Raw genomic sequence first — 17964 nt, 5'->3', positions numbered from 1 at the left:
TCTCCTCGGCCGGCCCCGCACGGGGCCAGGACCGAGTTGTACCGGCTCCCGTCCGGTGCACTCCATGAGCGGGGGCGGTCCGACCCTTGGACTTTTGCGCGCCGCCGCCGGGCGGCGCGCCGTCCTCGCCCGGGCGGTCAGGTCTCGTCGCGGGAGAGCGCGAGCAGCCGGTCCAGGACGCGCGGTCCCCCGGCCCGCACCCCGTCGTGCTCGAACTCGTCCGTCACCCAGGTGCGCAGACCGCGGATCGCGCGCGCGGTGTCGAGGGAGTGGCCGGTGTCCACGTACATGTCGTCGTGGTAGACGGCCGCGGCGACCGGGACCCGGTTGGCGGCGAGGCGCTCGGGGTCGTACAGCGGGGTCCAGTCGGTGCGGGCGGCGAGGAGTTCCGCCGTCTCGCGGAGCGGGCGCAGGGCGGGGTCGGTGGTGAAGTGCCAGGGGTGGACGGTCTCGCCGGTGAAAAGCGGCGGCCGTCCCTCGGCGAGCGCGGCGCGGGCGTCGAAGTCGGGGTGCTCGGCGCGGACCCGCTCGGCCGCCCAGTCGGTGGGTCCCTCGCCCTGGGCGTAGATGGCCTCGTGGAGCACGGCGTAGAGGGGATGTCCGGCGTACGACAGGTGGGCCTGGACCTGCTCCAGGAAGGCGTCGGCGAGCGCGGGTCCGCCGGGGGTGGGGAGGAACGCGCCCTCCAGGAGCAGATGGAGCTGGTGGGTGCCCTCGCCGGAGCCGAGGAGGATGCCGAGGGACTGGAAGGCCTCGGCGGTGAGCAGGCCGCCGCCGGGCAGGGTGACCTCGTGGTCGAGGAGGTGGGCGACGACGGCGCGGGCCCGTTCGGCGTCCTGCGGGTAGCGGGTGTAGTGGGCCTCGTTCTTGCGCCGGATGCGGGGGTAGGCGGCGCGGTAGACCTCGTCGGCGGTGGCGTGCAGGGAGGGCAGACCGCCGGTGATCAGGACCCGCTCCAGGCCCTGCGGCGCGGCCGAGAGGTAGTGGGTGGCGCAAAAGCCGCCGAAGCTCTGGCCGAGGACGGTCCAGGGGGCGCCGCCGGTGAGCCGGCGGCGGATCAGCTCGCAGTCCGCGACGATCGCGTCGGCGCGGAAGCGGGCGAGGTAGTCGGCCTGCTCCGCGGGGGTGCCGCGGAGCGGCAGGGTCTGGCGGTTGGCAGGGGTCGAGCGGCCGGTGCCCCGCTGGTCGAGGAGGAGGACGCGGAACTCCTGGACGGCCCGGCCGAGCCAGGCCTGCGGGCCGATGAACCGGCGGGCGCCGAAGCCGGGACCGCCCTCCAGGTAGACCAGCCAGGGGAGCTGCTCGCGGCCGGGGCCGGCGTTGCCGCTCGCGACGACCTCACGGCCGAAGACCTCGATCCGCTCGCCGTCGGGGCGGGCGTGGTCGAGGGGGACGGGGAAGCGGTGGTCGGTGAGGACGAGTCCCGGCTGCCGGTAGGTGGTCACGCTGTTCCTGCTCCTGTTCGGTACGCCCCCGCCAGGACAGTGGATCACATGGCGGGGGCGTACCGGAGGAGGGGCGTCAGGAGGTCGGGAAGTCGTCCGCCGTCCTGACGCGGTCACGGATCCAGACGCCGGCGGGCTTCAGCTGGCCGGTGCCCGCCCAGGGGCCGCCGGAGGCGCAGGTGCCGGTCTTGAAGACGGCGCCGCTGCGCTCGTCGTCGGAGAAGTTCCAGTTGACCCAGCTGATCTTCTTGGCGGCCATCAGGTCGAGGAACCGCTGCGACATCGCGAAGTCGTTGCCGCCCTCGCCGGCGTAGTTCTGGGTGCCGAACTCGGTGACGAAGACGGGCAGCTTGTCGGCGGCGCGGGAGAGGGTGTTCAGGTACTCGTCGCGGTGCGAGAACGCGTAGAAGTGGAAGGTGTACATGATGTTGGCCGCGTTCACGGGGTTGGACACGACCTCGGACTCGTCGGCGCCGTCGGAGACTCCGAACGAGGACCACGCGCGCGTGCCGACGAGGATCGGGGTCTCGGCGTCCTTGGCGCGGATGACCGGGATGAGCTGCTCGGCGTAGCTCTTGATGCGGGACCAGGCGACGCCGTTGGGCTCGTTGGCGATCTCGTACAGCAGGTTGGTCTTGGCGCCGTGGCGCTGGGCGATCTCGGTGAAGAAGGTCTTGGCGCGGGCGAGGTTGTAGTGCGGGTCGCCCGGGTCGAGCATGTGCCAGTCGACGATCACGTACAGGCCGCGCGCGGTGGCCTGCTCGATGAGGGAGTGGGCGAGGTCGGTGTACTTGCGCGGGTCGGTCTCGTAGCCCTCCTCCTGGACGTAGGTGGAGACGCGCAGGACGTCGGCGTTCCAGTCCTTGGCGAGGGCGTCGAGCGAACCGCCGGTCAGGCACTGGCTGTACCACTGGGTGCCGTGGCTGGACATGCCGCGCAGCTGGATCGGCTTGCCGTGGGTGTTGCAGAGCTTGGTGCCGCAGACCTTGAGCTGGCCGTTCACGGCGGCGGGGGTGGTGCCGGTGGGCGGCGGGGTGGTGGCGCCGTCGACCTTGAGGTGGTCGACGTTGGGGCCGCCGTTGGCGGTGGTGGCGGTGGCGCGGATGGTGTTGGCGCCGGCCTTGAGGGTGGTGGTGAGGGTGGTGGTCGCCCAGTTGGTCCAGGCTCCGGTGCCCGCGAAGGACCTGCCGGAGGCGGCGACGGTGCCGTTGACGGCGATGTCCATGGGGCGGTCGGTGGTGGTGCCGTTGGCGTAGCGCAGGGTGAGGGTCGCGGGGCCCGCCTGGGCGGCGTTGACGTTCCACTGGACGTAACTGCCGCGGGCGTTGTCGTAGTTGACGAATCCGTTGCCGGTGAACCCGGTGTGGTTGGACTCGACGGCGCCCTGGGAGACGGTGGCCGTCTCCGCCTCGTGGGTGACGGGGGCGGCGGTCGCGGTGGGCGGGGTGACGGCGAGGCCGAGGAGCAGCGCGCCGAGGGCGGCTCCGGCGGCGGCGAGGCGACGGACGTCGGGCCGTCGGCCGGTGCGGGTGCGGGGTCGTGCGGATCGTGCCGAAGTCATGGGGGTCTCCACGGAACGACGAACGAGGCCTTGGGGAAGGCCGGGGAAGGGTGACGTGGGCGCCACCCTGGACTGGAAGGAAACTTTCCTAACGGATGAATAGCAGGGTCGCGATCCGCCTCGCAAGGGTCATGACAAGAGACGCAGTTCAACGGGCTGACGGCGACGGGCCTCCGGACTCAGCGCGGGACGAGCCCCTTCGCCACGAGATAGTTCCTCGCCACGTCCTCCGGCAGGCGGCGCCAGCTGTCCACCTGTTCGTTGAGCCGCGCCAGATCGGCCGTGGTCAGGACGGTGTTGAGACGCGACAGCGCCCGGGTGACGCGATCGCCGCCGGCGCGGGCCCGGTTGACGACGGGGACGATGTGGTCGGCGTTCTGCAGGTGCTTGTCGTCGGCGAGCAGGACGAGCCCGAACTCGTCGAGCGTGGCATCGGTGGTCGTGGTGAGCACCAGCTGGTCCTGGCCGTTCTGGACGGCCTGTTTGGCCGGTGTGGTACCGACGCCCTTGGGGTCGACGGCGGTGATGTCGATGCCGTAGACCTCGCGCAGACCGGGCGCGCAGTACGGCCGCCGGACGCATTCGTCACCGGCCGCGAGCCGGATGGGGAGGCCGGTGGCGCCGAGATCGCTGAGGGTCCTGAGCCGGTGTTCGGCCGCGAACTCGGCGGTGACGGCGAAGGCGTTCTGGTCCACGGCCCCGCCCGCGTCGAGGACGGTGAGCCCGCGCGGGGCGGCCAGCCCGCGGAGGGCCTTCATCGTCGCGTCCAGGTCGGGCGAGCCGACGGTCGGCGCGTCCGCCCCGTTGGCCTTGGCGTTCAGCCAGTCGGCGAAGGTCGCCGCGTACTCCGCCACGACGTCGATCTGACCGCGCTCCAGGGCCGGTTCGTACAGCTCGCGGTTGGTGACGGAGAGGATCTTCGTACCGTACCCGGCGTCCTCGAGGAGCAGGGCGTACATCTGGGCCAGCAGGTCGCTCTCGGTGAACCCGGCCGAGCCGACGGTCAGCCGGCGGCTGTCCCCCGGTGGCGCCGTGACCTCTCCCTGGGCCTCCAGCGAGGGTCCGGCGGCGCAGCCGCCGAGCAGGACGCAGGCCGCCAGGACAAGACCGGGCGCGGCGATCCGGGGCGGACGGGGCACTCCGCTCACCGGCCGCTCCCCCGCACGCCCGCGGGGGCGAGGCGCTGGACGCCCTCGAAGACCCCTTCCACGAGCAGCGCGAGGACGGCGACGAGGCACGCTCCGGCGACGACCTGCGGGGTGGAGGCGAGGTTGAACCCGGCCGTGATGATCCGGCCGAGCCCGCCGCCGCCGGCGAGCGCGGCCACGGTGGCGGTGGCGACGAGCTGGACGGCGGCGATCCGCACACCGGTGAGGATCAGCGGCAGCGCGAGCGGCACCTCGACCAGGGTCAGGGTCTGGCGGCCCGTCATGCCCATGCCCCGGGCGGCCCGTACGACGTCGGGATCGACGCCGCGCATCCCCACGTACGCGTTGGTCAGCAGCGGGGGCACGGCGAACAGCACGAGCGCGATGATCGTCGGCCACGGGCCGTACGAGCCGATCGGGCTGAGGAGGAGCAGGACGAGGACGGCGAAGGTGGGCACGGCACGGCCGACGTTGGACAGGTTCACGGCGAGCGCGCCGCCCTTGCCCAGGTGTCCGAGGACGAGGGCGACGGGCAGGGCGATCGCACAGCTGATGGCCAGGCAGACGACGGTGAGGAGGAGGTGCTCGGCGAGCCGGTGCCCGATGCCGTTCTCGCCGGACCAGTGCGCGGAGGTGGTGAGCCAGGACCAGGCGTCGGCGAGGGTGGTCATGCGGGCCGCCCGCGGGTCGGAGTGGTGGTCATGCGGGCTGCCCCCGGGTCGGAGTCGTGGTCATGCGGCCTGCCCCGGGTCGGAGTCGTGGTCATGCGGACTGCCCCCGGGTCCAGGGGGTGAGCAGCCGCTGCGCGCCGAGGAGGAGCAGGTCGGCGGCGACCGCGATCACGACGCACAGCGCGGAGGCGGTGAGCACCTGGGCCTTGAAGAACGTGTTCATGCCGGCGTAGATGAGGTTGCCGAGTCCGCCGTGGCCGACGATCGCCCCGATCGTGACGAGGGAGACGGCCGAGACGGTGGCGATCCTGAGGCCGGCCATGGCGGCGGGCACCGCGAGCGGCAGCTCGACGGCGAGCAGCAGCCTGACCGGACCGTATCCGAGGCCGCGGGCGGCCTGGCGGGTCTCCTCGGGAACGGCCCGGAGTCCGGCCAGGATGTTCCGGACGAGGAGCGTGAGGGAGTACAGGACGAGGCCGGCGACGACCAGGGCCGCGGACAGTCCGTAGACGGGCAGGAGCAGCGAGAACATCGCGAGCGCCGGAATCGTGTACAGGAGCGTGGTGACCCCGAGGACCGGCCCGGCCGCCCAGCGCCACCGGCGGGCCGCGATCGCGAGGGGGAGGGCGAGCACCAGGCCGAGGGCGACGGAGACGGCCGTCAGCTGGAGGTGCTGGACGACGGCGTCGGCGAGGATCTCGCTCCGGGTGGAGAGATAGGCGCCGCAGAGCCACTCGTTGCGGGCGAGGCAGTCGTCGGGCGGAGCGATCACCCTCCCATTCGAGGCGGTACGGGCCCGCCGCGCACGCGGGCCGGTCCGTTCGGGGGCGCGGACGGTGCCGGACGGTCGCACCGCCGCCCCGGCGCCCCCTGGGTCAGCTGCTCTCCTGGAGCACCGACAGGACGTTCCCCGCCGGGTCCGTGAACCACGCGATGGCCGGTCCGCCGTCGACCCGGACGACGCCCTTCGCGTCGGCCTCGAATCCCTCGTAGCGCTCCAGGGTCACTCCGCGCCCGGTCAGGTCGTCCACGGCCCGGTCGATGTCGTCGACCGCGAAGTTGAGGATCGTGAAGGAGGCGGGGGTGTGGTCGTCCTTGGGATAGACGAAGACCTTGGCCCCGCCCGCCAGGGTGAGGAAGAGCATCCGCATGTCGTCCTGCCCCTCCTCGCCCACCTCGAGGCCGAGGGTGTCGCCGTAGAAGCGCCGGGCGGCGTCCAGGTCGTCGACCGAGAAACCGCTGAATGCCGGGGTGTCGCCGAACATGGCGTGCTCCTTTCCGGGGCCCCGTTCCGGGCGCCCCTTCCAGGATCCGCCGAGTGTCCGCCGCCCGCCGCTCAGGCCGCGGGCCCGGGGCGCGGGCCCGGGGCGCGGGGCGCTCAGGGCGCGATCGGCAGTTGCCGCTTGTGCTCGGTGAGCTCGTAGCGGCGCACGATCGTGGCGAAGGCGGCCTCGGCGACCGGCTTGCCCTCCAGGAAGTCGTCGATGTCGTCGTACGTGACCCCGAGGGCGTCCTCGTCGGGCTTGCCCGGGTCCAGCGTCTCCAGGTCGGCCGTGGGGGTCTTCCAGACCAGCTCGGCCGGGGCACCGAGCTCGGCCGCGACCGCGCGGACGCGCCGCTTGGTCAGTCCGGTGAGCGGGACGACGTCGGCGGCTCCGTCGCCGAACTTGGTGAAGAAGCCGGAGACGGCCTCGGCGGCGTGGTCGGTGCCGACGACGAGCCCGTCGTGGGCGCCGGCGACCGCGTACTGGGCGATCATCCGCTGCCGGGCCTTGATGTTGCCCTGTACGAAGTCCTGGTGGTGGGCGTCGCGGAAGGCGACGCCGCCGGCGAGGGCGGCCTCCAGGGCCGCGTCGCTGGCGGCCCTGACGTCCACGGTGAGGACCTCGTCGGCACGGATGAAGCCGAGCGCGGTCTGCGCGTCCTTCTCGTCGGCCTGCACGCCGTACGGCAGCCGCATCGCGTAGAACGTGGCCTCGTGTCCGGCGGCGCGGGCCCGCTCCACGGCGAGCTGGCAGAGGCGTCCGGCGGTGGTCGAGTCGACGCCGCCGCTGATGCCGAGGACGAGGGAGCGCAGGCCGGTGGAGGTGAGGCGCTCGGTCAGGAAGGCCACGCGGCGCTCGATCTCGGCCCGCGGGTCGAAGGTCTCGGCCACCTGGAGGTCCCGGGCGATCTGCTGCTGGAGGGCGGTGGACGCCGGGTCGGTCACGGAGGTCTCCTCGTCGGGTGCAGGTGGTGCGAGGTCGACTCTACGCACCGGGGCGGCGGCCCGTCGCCCTGCCCCGGCCGCACCGCCCGGGTCGCCTCGGGGGCTCAGTCCGGGGGGGGGCGGGACGCGGGCGTCACGGGCAGCGGGGCGGCGCGAGCGGCGTCAGGGCCTGGGCGCCACGGGCCTCGGCGTCGCGGGCCTCGTGTACCGGGTCAGGACGCAGGCGCCACGGGCCTAGGCGTTGCCGGCCTCGTGTCCCGGGTCGGGACCGGGCGGCGCGAGCGGCATCAGGGCCCGGGCGCACCGGGCGGCGCGTCCGGGGCCGCCTCCGGGGTGCACAGGACCTCGACCCGCTGGACGAGGTTGTTGGCGAACCCGCCGCGGTTCCAGGGCTCCACGACCGGCTGGACGTGGCCCTCCGCGTCGGTGGCCCGCACGGTCAGATGGCGCAGGCCGGGGGTCGCCGTCCACGTGGTCCGCCAGGCGGACCACGCCCAGGGGTGCGCGGGGTCCCGTACGAGCTCCGCCTCGGTCCAGGCCGCCCCGCCGTCCTCGCTCACCTCGACACGGATGACCGGCCCGTGGCCCGACCAGGCACGGCCGGTGAGCGGGACGGGGCCGGGGCGGACCACGCGGGTCCTCGACATGAAGTCGGGGAATCCGGGCGGCACCATCAGGGCCCGGGGCGCGATGAGTGTGACGGGCTCTCCCGGCTCCCCGGGCTCCTGCCGTACGCGATAGGCCACGGCCTGCTGGAACCCGGTGTACGGGGTGTCGGTGAGCGTGATGTCGCGGAGCCACTTCACGTGGGCCATGCCGTACCAGCCAGGGACGACCAGTCGGAGCGGACTGCCGTGCTGCGGGGGCAGGGGCGCTCCGTTCATGGCGTACGCGACGAGGACGTCACGGGCCGGGTCGGCGGCCGTCGTGAGGGGGAGGCTCCGCCGGTAGTCCTGTTCCACGCCCCGCTCCACCCCGTGGTCGGCGCCGGTGAACACCGCCTCGACGGCGTCCTCCGCGACACCCGCCTCCGCGAGCAGCGCGGCCAGCGGGACACCGGTCCAGTCGGCCGTTCCGACGGCCTCGACGAGCCAGGGCTGGCTGACCGGCCGGGGCGACAGCCTGGCCCGTCCGTTCCCGGCGCACTCCAGCGTGACCCGGCGGGTGGCGGAGGGCCGGGAGCGGAGCTCGTCGAGGCCGAGGTCGAGGGCCCGCAGCACCCGGCCGCCGACACGGAGCCGCCAGCCGTCTGCGGCGGTGTCGGGGATGTCGTAGTGGACGAGGACGTAGTGCAGGCCGGGCGGCGTGACGTCGTAGCGCAGCGCCTCCAGGGGCAGCCCGTGGTTGCGGGCGGCGAGGGCCAACTCCTGCGCCGAGACGCCCTCGTCGGGCCCGGCCACGCGTCCCGGGGTGCTGATGTCACTCAGACCGCTCAGGGATCCGTCCATGCCCTCATGGTGCGCCGCGGCCCGGCGCCCGGCACCTCGGCACGGACGGGTCGCGGGCGGGTCCTGAACGAGTCCCGGACGGATCGCGGACGGGGCCTGGGCGGGTCCCCGGCGCATCGCCGACGAGGCTCGGGCGGGTCCCCGACGGGTACCCGAGTGCCGGACGGGTGCCGGACGGCCCGTGCCGAGCGCGGTGCCTCAGGCCTGGCGAGGGCTCCGCAGGGCTCGGTCCAGGCCGTCCTGGGGAAGTCCGGTGAGGGCGCGCACGAAGATCTCCTCGTAGGCCGGTTCGCCGATCGTCGCGCGGGCCGTGTCCGTGTACTTCTCGTGCAGCGCCCGCAGGCCGGGCAGGCCGCGACGGGGCTGGCCGGTGGAGCGCCAGTACGCCTCCCCCGTGCCCGAGACGTCGGCCGCCCGCTCGCCGTCACCCGCCGCCGCGAGCGCCGTGGCGAGGACGTCGAGCCCGAGCGCCACCCCCAGGCTGGCGCCGAGGCCCCGGGTGCCTTCGAGCATCGCGCGCGCGTGCCCCGCCGCCGTCGCGGGGTCGCCCTCCAGGAGGCCCGTGAGGGCGAGCTGGTACTCCAGGGCCGTCCGCGTCCAGTGCTCGTCCAGCTCCTCGCACAGGTCCCGCAGGGCCAGCGCCCGGTCGCGGGCCTCGCCGAGCCGGCCGAGGCCCGTCAGCGCGAACACCCGGACGAGGTGGCAGCGGAGCCGGGCGGCGGAGTCGGCGGGACCGCCCCTGGCGGCGTCGAGGACATGGCCCACGACGATGTGCGCGGCCATCGGACGGCCGGTGGTGAGGGCGAGGAGCCCGGCGAGGGCGGCGGCGTCGAGGGTCAGGTCTCCGGGTCGGCCGTGGTGGCCCGCGCGCCCGGCACCGTCGGCGTCCTCCAAGCCCTCCGCGTACTCCGTGTACTCCGTGTGCCGGGCCTCCCGGGCGCAGCGTTCGCTGACGTCCTGCGCGGGGCCGAACTCCCCCTGCAGCACCAGGGTGACACCGAGCGCCCACAGGGCGCGGGCCCGGGTGCGGCCGCGCGCGCCGCTCAGGAGCAGGGCCTGTTCGAGGCCGTCACGGGCCTCGCGGAGCCGCCCCCGGCAGGACCAGGCGAAGGCGACCGAGCCGATGAGGTCGAGGGCGGCGTCGGGGTCGGTCCGCAGCAACCGGTCGAGGGCGGTGCGCAGGTCGGTGTGGTGGGCGTCGACGGTCCGGTACCAGCGGAGTTGGCGCGCGCCGTGCCAGTCGGCCTCGCCCCGCCGCGCGAGCCCCCGGAAGTGGGCGGCGTGGCGGTCGGCGACGGTGCCGGTCTCGCCGGTCCGGTCCAGCCAGGTCGCCCCGTACGCGCGGATCGTGTCGAGCATCCGCAGCCGGCCGGCGGCGTCCGGCGGGCGGACCACGGAGGCGCGGACGAGCCCGTCGAGGGCTCCCGGGAGGGTCGCCCGGTTCAGTGGGCCGCCGATGCAGACGGCGGTCGCCGACGCCAGGTCGAAGGGGCCGCGGAAGACGGAGAGCCGGGCCCAGAGGAGGCGTTCGAGCGGGGCGCTCAGCTCGTGGCTCCAGCCGATGGCGGCCCGCAGGGTCTGGTGGCGGCTCGGCCATACCCGCTCGGTGTGCGCGAGCAGCTCGAAGCGGGCGGAGGGCGGGGCGTCGAAGCGGGTGCCGAGCTGGTCCCTGACGGCTTCGGCGCCCTGGAGGCGGATCTGGGCGGCGGCCAGTTCCAGGGCGAGCGGGATGCCTTCGAGGCGTACGCAGATCTCGCCGGCCGGGCCGGCGGCGGTGAACTCCTCGCCCGCGGCCCTGCGGAGCAGCTCCAGGGCGTCGCCCCCGGCCGGCGGCAGCGGGTCGAGGTGGACGACCTGCTCCCCCTCGACGCCGAGGGGACGCCGGCTGGTGGCCAGGACGGTGAGTCCGGGTGCGGCGGCGAGGAGTTCGGCGACGAGCCGCGCGCAGGGTTCGGCGAGGTGCTCGCAGGAGTCGAGGACGAGCAGCAGGCGGTCGTCGGCGAGCCGGTGGCAGAGTCCGGTGGTCGCCATGCCGGGGGTGTGGTCGGAGAGGTCGACCGAGTCGGCGACGAGGGCGACGAGGAGCCGGTCGCCGTCGAGCGGGCTGAGGTCGGTCCACCAGGCGCCGTCGGGGTACCCGTCGGCGGCGCGGTGCGCGGCGCGCAGCGCGAGCCGGGTCTTCCCGACTCCCCCGACGCCGGTCACGGTGACGAGGCGGTGCTCCGCCAACGCGGCGGATATCCGCTCCAGTTCCGTGCGGCGCCCCACGAAACCGGGGTTCTCGTCCGGCAGATGTCCACGCACGGGAGCAGTCTCCCTCATGAGAGCGACGAACGGGTGGTCGGCACCGGTTCGTTACGACGGCCGGACCGGCGCGGTGCCACCCTCCCGACCGTCACGATGCCGCACCTCGACCGTCACCGCCAGCCCCCGCGACCGTCACCGGTCCTTCACTTCGGGCGGGACGGTCGTCCCCGCCGACGGTCACGACGACGGAGTGCCAGCCCTGGGCGCCGTCGGGCATGGTGCCGGTGCGCTCCTCGGGCTGGGTGGCGCCGGTGCCGTCGGTGGCGCGGACGGTGAGGGTGTGCCGGCCCGGCGTCGCCTGCCACGGGTGCAGCCACTGGCGCCAGGTGTCGCTGCTGTCCTCGGTGCCGAGACGGGCGTCCTGCCAGGCGCCGTCGTCGATCCGTACCTCGACCCGGCGGATGCCCCGGTGCTGGGCCCAGGCGACCCCGGCGACCATGACGGTGCCGGCGGCGGGCCGGGCGAAGGCGCGGGGGGTGTCGATGCGGGACTCGGTCTTGACGGGGGCCTGGGCGGCCCAGCCGCGCGGGACCCAGTAGGCGTCGTAGGCGGCGAAGGCGGTGAGTTCGATCGACTCGATCCACTTGCAGGCGGAGACGTACCCGTAGAGGCCGGGGACGACCATGCGGACGGGGAAGCCGTGGGTGAAGGGCAGGGGTTCGCCGTTCATGCCGAAGGCGAGGAGGGCGTCGCGGCCGTCCATGACCTGCTCGACCGGGGTGCCGATGGTCATGCCGTCGACGGAGCGGGCGACCAGCTGGTCGGCGGGGCCGCCGGCGGAGGGCGGCCGGACGCCCGCCTCGCGCAGGAGGTCGGCGAGGGACACGCCGAGCCAGCGGGCGTTGCCGACGTACGGGCCGCCGACCTCGTTCGAGACGCAGGCCAGGGTGATATCCCGCTCCACGATCCGCCGGGTCATGAGCTCCCGCAGGGTGACGGTGAGCTCCTGCCGGACGCCCTCGCCGTGGACGCGCAGCCGCCACCGGTCGGCGTCGGCCCGGGGGACGACGAGCGCGGTGTCGACGCGGTAGAAGTCGCGGTTGGGGGTGACGAAGGGGCTGATGCCGGGGACCCGGAGCTGGGCTCCGGCGGGTACGGCCGGCGCGGGGGACGCGGGCCGGGGCAGCCGGAGGGCCGCGCGGGAGGCGGCGGCATTCTCCTCGACGGGGCTGCCGACCGCCCTGGCGAGAGCGGCGGCCGCGGTCGCGACGAGGCCGGCGGAGCCGGCGGCGATCAGGAAGGCCCTGCGGTCGGCGCGGGCGGCCTCCGACCCCGTCCCCGCCCTCCGGGCCAGGATGCCGGTCAGGGCGTACAGCAGGGCCGCTCCGACGGCGGCACCCACCAGTGAGGGCACGGCGTCGAGCGCGGAGTCCGAGTCGGGCCGGGTCACGGCCGCGAGGGCGCCGAGGACGCCGAAGGCACCGACGGCCGCGGAGCCGAGCAGCCGGTGGTGCAGCGCGAGGAGCCCGATCCCGGCGGCAAGGACCCCGAGGACGATCAGGATGCCGAGCTGGAGGACGGCCTTGTCGCTCTCGCCGAACTCACGGATCGCCCACTCCTTGACGGCCGCGGGCGTCCGGTCGACGACGCTGCCGCCGACGGCGGTCACGGGGCTCGCCTCGGGCCGTACCCAGTACGCGGCGAGGTCCGCGACGGCGAGGGAGACGTACCCGGCGACCAGGCCGCCGACGGCCGCGAGGAGTCGGTCCGTGCGGGTGGGCCCGCCGGGGGGCTCGGAGTCGGAGAGGGTCATGCTCCTCATTCGGCAGGAGCAGAGCTCAGGATGTGCCGATTCACCTGGACGGTGGACAGCGCCGGGGCCCGGCGGCGCGTGGGGGCACGGCAACCCGGCAGCGCGGAGGCCCGGCGGCGCGGGGCCCGGCAGCGCGGAGGCCCGACGGCGCGGGGCCCGGCAGCCCGGCAGCCCGGCGGCGCGGGAGCACGGCAGCCCGGCGGCTGGGCCCCCGGACGGGTCACGCCGCGCCGGCGGTGGCCTGGGCGGCCGTGGCCGCGCGTCCGCCCGGCGCCTCGTTCAGGGAGCGGCGCATCCGGTCGAGGCCGCGGCGCGCATGGCTCTTCACGGTGCCGAGCGGCATTCCCGTGCGCTCGGCGATCTGGACCTGGGTGAGGTCGCCGTAGAAGGCCATGGCGAGCACCTCGCGCTGCGCGGCGGGCAGCTTCGCCAGCTCGCCGGTGACCACGATCCGTTCGAGGACCCGGTCGGGGTCCGGGGCGGACAGGCCGTCGGGGGACAGCCGCTCGCCCACCGCGACCACCAGATCCCGGCGCCGGGTGCGCGCCGCAAGGGCGTCGGCGATCTTCCGGCGGGTGATGCCGACCAGCCAGCCGGGGAACGGACCGCGCTCCGGCCGGTAGCCGGCCCGGCCCCGCCAGGCCGCGAGGAAGACCTGCTGGCCGACGTCCTCCGCCTCCCTGGCGTCGCCGAGGGTGCGGGCGGCGAGGGCGTGGACGAGGCCGTGCCACCGGGCGTGGGCGACGGCCAGACAGTGCTCGTCGCCGCGTACGAACCCGTCGGCGACCTCTCGGTCGGACAGGGGCCGCGGCTCGCTCGGGAGCGGGGGCCGGGCTTCGACGCTCAGTGCGGTCATGGCGACTGCTCCTCTGGCCGGGACCGGCGGAGTCCGGTCGGCGGGCGTGGTCCCCTCGCGGGGCACCCCCAAAGGCTCCGTCCCGGCACGGCAGCCGCACCATTCGCAACGGTTGTGCGTCGTATCGTGGACCTATGACGGAACCCTCACCGGGTCTCACCAGCGGCGCGGTCGCGCGCCGCCTGGGAGTGGCGCCCACCACCCTGCGCTCCTGGGATCGGCGCTACGGCATCGGCCCCGCCGCCCATGAGAGCGGCCGGCACCGACGGTGGGGCCCGCACGACATCGCGGTCCTCCAGGAGATGTGCCGGCTGACCGCCGCCGGAGTCCCTCCGGCGGAGGCGGCCCGGTCCGCCCGGGCCGGAGCCGGGCCCGCCGTGCCCGCCGCCGACGAGGTGCCCGCCCCGCCCGCCGCCCGCGGAGCGGCCCTGGACGACGTCCGGCGGGAGCTGCGGGGCCTGGGCCGCGCGGCCGTCCGGCTGGACTCGGAGGCCATGGACGCGCTGCTGGAGTCCGCGATCGCGCGGTACGGCCTGGTCACCGCCTGGGAGGAGGTGCTGGCGCCGGCCCTGCACGCCGTGGGCCGCAAGTGGGAGACCTCGGAGGACCGTTACGTCGAGGTGGAGCACCTGCTGTCATGGCACGTGTCGACGGCGCTGCGCCGGGTCGGCGCGGCGGGCCGTGCCAGGGCCTCGGAGACGGGTACTCCCCCGGCCCTGCTCGCCTGCGTGCCGCAGGAGCAGCACACCCTGCCCCTGGAGGCGCTCGCCGCGGGGCTGGCCGAACTCGGGGTCCCCACCCTGATGTTCGGGGCGGCCGTACCGCCGGAGGCACTCGCCCAGGCGGTACGGAGGACGGGTCCTGCCGCGGTGGTGCTCTGGGCCCAGGCGCGCTCGACGGCGGACCACCCCCTGGCGCGCCATGTCGCCGACACCTCGTGGGGCGTCAGGGGCGCCCGGTCCCGGACGGCGGTCCTCCTCACGGGTCCCGGCTGGGCGGGCCGGACGCCCGGGCCCGGCATGCTGCGCCCCACGGGTCTGCGGGAGGCCCTGTCCCTGCTGCGCGGTCTGTGCGTCGCCGCACGGGACGGCGAGGGGGCGGCCGCCGTCCCGGGAGGCTCCTGAGCGGAACCGTTCGGCCAGGGCCCGGAGTTCCCGTCCGGTGCGGGCCCGGAGCTCCCGTCAAACCCGGGCCGGACGGGCCTGATCGGCAAGACACCCCTAGTCCTTGCCGCGGGCGCTCCGGAAGCGGGCGAGGCCGTCGGCGAGGTCGACCACGGGGTCCGGGTAGTCGTACCGGGCCCGTTCGAGCCCGGGCAGCTTCCACGGCTCGTGGACCGCGGGGCCGTCGATCCCGGCGAGTTCCGGTACCCATCGCCGTACGTACGCGCCGTCCGGGTCGTACCGCTTTCCCTGGATCACCGGGTTGAGCACCCGGTTGGGGCGGCTGTCGGTGCCCGTGCCGGCCATCCACTGCCAGTTGAGCTGGTTGTTGGCGACGTCGCCGTCGACCAGCAGGTCCAGGAAGTGCCGCGCTCCCTCGCGCCAGTCGATGTACAGGGTCTTGGTCAGGAAGGAGGCGGTGAGCAGCCGCCCCCGGTTGTGCATCCAGCCCTCGTGGGCGAGTTGCCGCATCGCGGCGTCGACGACGGGGTAGCCGGTCCGGCCCTCGCGCCAGGCCCGGAGGTCGGCGTCCGCCTCCTTTCCGCGGCGCCAGCGGTCGTGATGGGTGCGGTAGTCGTCCGCGGCGGCGTCGGGGCGTGCGGCGAGGACCTGGTGGTGGAAGTCGCGCCAGCAGAGCTGGCGTACGAACGCCTCGGCGCCCGCCCCGCCGCGCGACCTGGCCCGGTGGACGGCCTCGGTCGCCGAGACGGCGCCGAAGTGGAGGTACGGCGAGAGGCGGGACGTCGCGTCGCCCGCGAGGTCGTCGTGGCCTTCCTCGTACGCGTCGACGCCCCGTGCCAGCCAGGCGGCGAGCCGCTTCCGGCCCTCCTCCTCACCGCCGCCGGCGAGACCCTCGGAGGTGGCGGGGACGTCCGCGCGGGCCGGAAGGTCCTCGGAGCGGATGTCCGGGGGCGTCCGGACCACTCGCGGGGCCGCGATCGGCTCGCGCAGCCGTTCGCGCGACCAGCGGCGGAAGTAGGGCGTGAAGACGGCGTAGTGGTCGGATCCGTCCGGTGTCACGGCGCCGGCGGGCAGGGCGGTGACGACGGCGTCGTGCACGTGCAGGCGCCGCCCGTCCGCCTCAAGGGCGTGGCGGAGCCTGTCCTCACGGTGCCGGGCGAACCCGCTGAGCCCGGCCGCCATGTGGACGTCGTCGGCCCCGGCCTCGCGGGCGACCGCGCACACCTCGGCGACGGGGTCGCCCGAGCGCACCACGAGCCGGCCGCCGCGCTCGCGCAGTCCGGTGTCGAGGGCGGCGAGGCAGTCCGCGAGGAACGCGTCCCGGTTCGGCGCCCCGTGGCCCGCGCGGGCCACGGCCGGGTCCCGTACGAACAGGGGGACGACCTGGTTCTCCCGGCCCAGCGCGGCGCGCAGCGGCGGATGGTCGTGGACGCGGAGGTCCGAGGTGAAGAGGACGACCGAGACGTTCATGGCACCGCTCCTGGCATGGGGTGACCGGCCGGCCCGGCGAGGTGCCGGCCCGGTGGGTCGCTGTACTGATGTGACGCGTGCGGAGGTCATTCGCCCCGTGGGGGCGAGCCGGATGCGGGTGCCCGGGTCGACGCGGACGTGGAGCCGGTCCGGGGGGACGACCCGGAGGGGGACGACCCGGAGGGGGACGACCCGGAGGGGGACGACGAGCCGGGTGACGGGCCGGACGCGGCTGACGCCTCGGACGCGCCGGACGCGGGTGACGCCTCGGACCCCGGCGACGCGCCGGACGCGGGCGACGCGCCGGACTTCGGCGGCGGGCCCGCGGTCCCGTCCGCCTCGCCCGCCACTTTCGCCTCTTTCGCCTTGCCCGCCTCGTTCGCCTCGCTCGCCTCCGCCGTCAGCGCGATGTTGCGGGCCATGCCGCCGAAGACCACGGCGTGGAACGGCGCGACGCTCCACCAGTAGGCGTGCCCGGCGAGGCCGTGGGGGTGGAACAGGGCCCGCTGCCGGTAGCGGGTCTCCCCGTCCTCGTCGCGCTCGGCGTACATCTCCAGCCAGGCCAGGCCGGGGAGCCTCATCTCGGCGCGCAGCCGCAGCAGCCGGCCCCGTTCGATCTCCTCCACCCGCCAGAAGTCCAGCGAGTCGCCGGCCCTCAGGTGCAGGGCGTCGCGCCGGCCGCGGCGCAGACCGACGCCTCCGACGAGCCGGTCGAGCCAGCCGCGGACGGCCCAGGCCAGCGGGAAGGAGTACCAGCCGTTCTCGCCGCCGACGCCCTCGACGACCTTCCACAGTGCCTGCGGTGACGCGCCGACGGTGAGGTCTCGCTCGTCGGTGTAGAGGCTGCCGCCCGCCCAGTCGGGGTCGGTGGGCAGGGGGTCGCTGGGCGCGCCGGGCACCGACGCGGAGGACCAGCGGGTGGTCGTCCTCGCCTCGCGGACCCGCTGGAGGGCGAGGGCGAGGGCCCGTTCGAAGGGGAGGGGGGCGTCGGGCGGGTCCGGCACGAAGTCGGCGATGTCGTGCTCGCCGCAGACGACCTCGTAGCGGAGCGACTCGGCCAGCGGGCGGGCGATGGACCGGGGCACCGGGGTGACGAGGCCGATCCAGTGGCTGGACAGCCGGGGGGTCAGGACCGGCACCGGGAAGATGAGCCGCCGGGGCAGTCCGGCGACCTCGGCGTAGCGGCGCATCATCCCGAGGTACGTGAGGATGTCCGGGCCGCCGATGTCGAAGGCCCGGCTGACCTCGGCGGGCATCCGCGCGCTGCCGACCAGGTAGCGCAGGACGTCCCGGACGGCGATCGGCTGGATCCGGGTGCGGACCCAGCTCGGGGTGACCATCACGGGCAGGCGTTCGGTGAGGTAGCGGAGCATCTCGAACGAGGCCGAGCCGGAGCCGATGATGACGGCGGCGCGGAGCACCGTGGTGGGGACCCCGGACTCCAGGAGGATGCGGCCCACCTCGGCCCGGGACCGCAGGTGCGGCGAGAGCTCTTCGTCGGGCACGTCGCGGGGGGTGAGGCCGCCGAGGTAGACGAGGCGTCCGACGCCGGCGGCGCGGGCCTCCCGGGCGAAGTTCTCGGCCGCGGTGCGGTCGGTCCGCTCGAAGCCCTGCCCGGCGCCCAGGGCGTGCACCAGGTAGTACGCGACGTCGACGTCGCGGAAGGCGGGAGCGAGGCTCTCGGCGTCGGTGACGTCGCCCCGGACGATCTCCACCTCCCCGGCCCAGGGGTGGTCGCGCAGTTTCGCGGGGGTGCGGGCCAGGCACCGCACCCGGAAGCCGGCCTCCAGGAGGTCCGGGACGAGGCGGCCGCCGATGTAGCCGCTGGCGCCGGTGACCAGGCACAGCGGTGCCGGGGCCTCCTGCCCTGACGCGTCGCTCATGGATCTGCTCCGTTCCGCTGGAGGAGTGGTGTCCGCCGCGCTCCCCCGCCGGTCGGGGGTCCGGCTTCCTCCGGTTCACTTCCGGAGGG

The 17964-nt window shown here is 75.1% G+C and carries 14 protein-coding genes; 1 reads left to right on the top strand and 13 read right to left on the bottom strand.

Going from position 1 to position 17964, the window contains the following annotated elements; all coding sequences use genetic code 11:
* Positions 1–137: 137 nt before the first annotated feature.
* The 11 genes from AMK27_RS09885 to AMK27_RS09835 all read right to left on the bottom strand — a co-directional run bounded on the left by AMK27_RS09885 (position 138) and on the right by AMK27_RS09835 (position 13398).
* Positions 138–1445 (bottom strand): alpha/beta fold hydrolase, encoded by a 1308-nt coding sequence (locus AMK27_RS09885; protein WP_073904801.1) that lies wholly within the window; start codon positions 1443–1445, stop codon positions 138–140.
* Between the two features lie 76 nt (positions 1446–1521).
* Positions 1522–3006: a cellulase family glycosylhydrolase gene (locus AMK27_RS09880; protein ID WP_073904799.1), complete on the bottom strand. Its 1485-nt coding sequence runs from the start codon at positions 3004–3006 to the stop codon at positions 1522–1524.
* Between the two features lie 179 nt (positions 3007–3185).
* Entirely contained in the window at positions 3186–4127 is a 942-nt protein-coding gene (locus AMK27_RS09875; protein ID WP_198955852.1) for an ABC transporter substrate-binding protein, read from the bottom strand.
* 23 nt (positions 4128–4150) lie between these two features.
* Positions 4151–4825 carry an ABC transporter permease gene (locus AMK27_RS09870; protein WP_073904797.1) on the bottom strand — a complete coding sequence of 225 codons (675 nt, stop codon included), beginning with the start codon at positions 4823–4825 and terminating at the stop codon, positions 4151–4153.
* A gap of 91 nt (positions 4826–4916) precedes the next feature.
* The gene (locus AMK27_RS09865; RefSeq protein ID WP_073905925.1) at positions 4917–5597 is read right to left on the bottom strand and encodes an ABC transporter permease; all 681 of its coding nucleotides are present in this window, start codon (positions 5595–5597) and stop codon (positions 4917–4919) included.
* A 103-nt stretch (positions 5598–5700) separates the two neighbouring features.
* Entirely contained in the window at positions 5701–6090 is a 390-nt protein-coding gene (locus AMK27_RS09860; RefSeq protein WP_073904796.1) for a VOC family protein, read from the bottom strand.
* A gap of 113 nt (positions 6091–6203) precedes the next feature.
* Positions 6204–7034 carry an ammonia-dependent NAD(+) synthetase gene (gene nadE, locus AMK27_RS09855; RefSeq protein WP_073904794.1) on the bottom strand — a complete coding sequence of 277 codons (831 nt, stop codon included), beginning with the start codon at positions 7032–7034 and terminating at the stop codon, positions 6204–6206.
* 287 nt (positions 7035–7321) lie between these two features.
* On the bottom strand, positions 7322–8482 hold the full coding sequence (locus AMK27_RS09850; protein ID WP_073904793.1) for a sulfite oxidase: 1161 nt from the start codon (positions 8480–8482) through the stop codon (positions 7322–7324).
* A gap of 198 nt (positions 8483–8680) precedes the next feature.
* The gene (locus AMK27_RS09845; RefSeq protein ID WP_079188323.1) at positions 8681–10804 is read right to left on the bottom strand and encodes an ATP-binding protein; all 2124 of its coding nucleotides are present in this window, start codon (positions 10802–10804) and stop codon (positions 8681–8683) included.
* 73 nt (positions 10805–10877) lie between these two features.
* Positions 10878–12542 carry a molybdopterin-dependent oxidoreductase gene (locus AMK27_RS09840; RefSeq protein WP_079188322.1) on the bottom strand — a complete coding sequence of 555 codons (1665 nt, stop codon included), beginning with the start codon at positions 12540–12542 and terminating at the stop codon, positions 10878–10880.
* Positions 12543–12762: 220 nt separating this feature from the next.
* Complete coding sequence (locus AMK27_RS09835) at positions 12763–13398, bottom strand: sigma-70 family RNA polymerase sigma factor (RefSeq protein WP_073904790.1); 636 nt, start codon at positions 13396–13398, stop codon at positions 12763–12765.
* 134 nt (positions 13399–13532) lie between these two features.
* Between AMK27_RS09835 and AMK27_RS09830 the strand changes: the two genes are divergently transcribed.
* Complete coding sequence (locus tag AMK27_RS09830) at positions 13533–14522, top strand: MerR family transcriptional regulator (protein ID WP_073904788.1); 990 nt, start codon at positions 13533–13535, stop codon at positions 14520–14522.
* 96 nt (positions 14523–14618) lie between these two features.
* Here AMK27_RS09830 and AMK27_RS09825 read toward each other — a convergent pair whose 3' ends face one another.
* Entirely contained in the window at positions 14619–15992 is a 1374-nt protein-coding gene (locus tag AMK27_RS09825) for a cryptochrome/photolyase family protein (RefSeq protein WP_073904787.1), read from the bottom strand.
* An 86-nt stretch (positions 15993–16078) separates the two neighbouring features.
* Positions 16079–17875 (bottom strand): SDR family oxidoreductase, encoded by a 1797-nt coding sequence (locus AMK27_RS09820; protein WP_241847403.1) that lies wholly within the window; start codon positions 17873–17875, stop codon positions 16079–16081.
* Positions 17876–17964 lie beyond the last annotated feature (89 nt).

Origin of the sequence: Streptomyces sp. CB02009 (assembly GCF_001905825.1) — a bacterium.
Lineage (GTDB): Bacteria > Actinomycetota > Actinomycetes > Streptomycetales > Streptomycetaceae > Streptomyces.
This window is presented reverse-complemented; position numbering and strand designations above follow the sequence as displayed.

Coding starts and splice junctions, on each gene's coding strand:
- AMK27_RS09880 (WP_073904799.1), bottom strand. CDS start 3,006: ATGACTTCGGCACGATCCGCACGACCCCGCACCCGCACCGGCCGACGG.
- AMK27_RS09870 (WP_073904797.1), bottom strand. CDS start 4,825: ATGACCACCCTCGCCGACGCCTGGTCCTGGCTCACCACCTCCGCGCAC.
- AMK27_RS09860 (WP_073904796.1), bottom strand. CDS start 6,090: ATGTTCGGCGACACCCCGGCATTCAGCGGTTTCTCGGTCGACGACCTG.
- AMK27_RS09850 (WP_073904793.1), bottom strand. CDS start 8,482: ATGGACGGATCCCTGAGCGGTCTGAGTGACATCAGCACCCCGGGACGC.
- AMK27_RS09845 (WP_079188323.1), bottom strand. CDS start 10,804: ATGAGGGAGACTGCTCCCGTGCGTGGACATCTGCCGGACGAGAACCCC.
- AMK27_RS09840 (WP_079188322.1), bottom strand. CDS start 12,542: ATGACCCTCTCCGACTCCGAGCCCCCCGGCGGGCCCACCCGCACGGAC.
- AMK27_RS09835 (WP_073904790.1), bottom strand. CDS start 13,398: ATGACCGCACTGAGCGTCGAAGCCCGGCCCCCGCTCCCGAGCGAGCCG.
- AMK27_RS09830 (WP_073904788.1), top strand. CDS start 13,533: ATGACGGAACCCTCACCGGGTCTCACCAGCGGCGCGGTCGCGCGCCGC.
- AMK27_RS09825 (WP_073904787.1), bottom strand. CDS start 15,992: ATGAACGTCTCGGTCGTCCTCTTCACCTCGGACCTCCGCGTCCACGAC.
- AMK27_RS09820 (WP_241847403.1), bottom strand. CDS start 17,875: ATGAGCGACGCGTCAGGGCAGGAGGCCCCGGCACCGCTGTGCCTGGTC.